The 1542-nt window shown below is 65.7% G+C and carries 2 protein-coding genes; one reads left to right on the top strand and one right to left on the bottom strand.

Translation table 11 applies throughout. The features are described 5' to 3' along the window. The first annotated feature begins 168 nt into the window (after nt 1–168). Complete coding sequence (locus tag ACWDRB_RS67795) at nt 169–657, top strand: hypothetical protein (RefSeq protein WP_449912892.1); 489 nt, start codon at nt 169–171, stop codon at nt 655–657. 7 nt (nt 658–664) lie between these two features. Here ACWDRB_RS67795 and ACWDRB_RS67790 read toward each other — a convergent pair. Then, a protein-coding gene (locus ACWDRB_RS67790; RefSeq protein ID WP_449912894.1) for an IS5 family transposase occupies nt 665–1455 on the bottom strand; the annotation gives its coding sequence in 2 pieces (ribosomal slippage) (nt 665–1122 and nt 1122–1455; 792 coding nt in all). Nucleotides 1456–1542 lie beyond the last annotated feature (87 nt).

Below are 1542 nucleotides of genomic sequence, written 5' to 3'. Positions count from 1 at the left end.
AGAGGTCCTAACAAAGTGAATCTTGACCGGCCGTGCATCCATGCTTCGATGGCCATCGAGATGTCTGGAGCCTAGGTTGCGTTCCGGAGCCGTTGTCGGTCTCCGCCGGGTTGGGGTCGGTGAGCGTGCCCTGTCCGGTCGTGTAACGCACTGAGCTGGAGGCCGTGGATGTCCGATGAGATTCCGACCACTGGTAATCGCGAACCGGCGCTGGTCGTGACGTCGATGATCGACCACGTACTCGATCTGGCGGCGACCTGGACAGCGTGGGACGGTCACCCGGTGCGCGCCGATGAGCGGGTCTACACCCCACACAAGGCAATCCGCCGAGTCACCGATCACCTCATCGATCACCTCGCCGAGGTGGAAGCACGGCTGGCAGGCAACCCCACGATCCCTGATCGCTGGCATGCGTCGGCGAGCACAACTCCTGCCGATCTGGCGCCCTTCACCGACCAAGACTTGAACGAGGCCAGGAGCCGGCTCACCCGGCTCAGCCAGATCTGGGCTGGCCGACTGACCGCGCTCACTCCAGACCAGCTCGACCGGTCGCCCGGTGAAGGCTGGACACTCCGGCAGATCGCCTTCCACCTGGCCGACTCGGCCTACTACGCCGACGCCGTTGGGGACCTGTCGGCGGTTGGATCCGATCGCTGACCCGTTGTCAGTTTCTCGTGAGCCGTCGCCAGCAGATGATTGCGGCGGCGAGGCTCATGAAGGCTTCGTGGATGTCGTCGCGGACCTCCCAGCGGATGCGCAGGCGGCGGAACCAGTGCAGCAGCGCGATCGCGCGTTCGACGACCCAGCGATGGGTGCCCAGGCCGGAGCCGTGCGGGGTGCCGCGGCGGGCGATGACGGGTTTGATGCCGGTGCGCCAGACCAGGCGGCGGTACTTGTCGTGGTCGTAGCCGCGGTCGGCGTACAGACAGGCGGGCCGCTTGCGAGGGCGGCCGCGGCGGCCTCGCACCGGCGGGATGGCCTTGATCAGCGGCAGGAGCTGAGTGACGTCGTTGCGGTTGCCGCCGGTCAACGACATGGCGAGGGGGATCCCATTGCCGTCGGTGATGATGTGGTGTTTCGAGCCCGGCTTGGCGCGGTCAACCGGGCTCGGCCCGGTTTTGGGCCGCCCTTGAGCGCCCGGACGTGGGAGCTGTCGATCACCGCCTTGGACCAGTCCAGCTGACCGGCGGCGTGCAACTCGGCGAGCAACAACTGGTGCAGCTTGTCCCACACCCCGGCCTGATGCCAGTCCCGTAACCTGCGCCAGCAGGTCATCCCCGAACCGAAGCCAAGCTCTTGCGGCAGGAATTCCCAGGCAATGCCGGTGTAGAGCACGAACAGGATGCCTGACAGGACCTTCCGGTTATCCAGGCGCTTGCGGCCCGGGTGATCGGCACGGCGTGGCACGATCGGCAACAACGGCTCAATCCGCGCCCACAACTCGTCGGGCACGATCCACGGTGGCTGCTCGCCCTTCCTCACGGCGGTGATCAACCTGAAGGTGATCACCCTTTATTCCTAGATCATTTTGTTAGGACCTCT

Source organism: Nonomuraea sp. NPDC003707 (assembly GCF_053587055.1).
This window is presented reverse-complemented; position numbering and strand designations above follow the sequence as displayed.

Coding starts and splice junctions, on each gene's coding strand:
- ACWDRB_RS67795 (WP_449912892.1), top strand. CDS start 169: ATGTCCGATGAGATTCCGACCACTGGTAATCGCGAACCGGCGCTGGTC.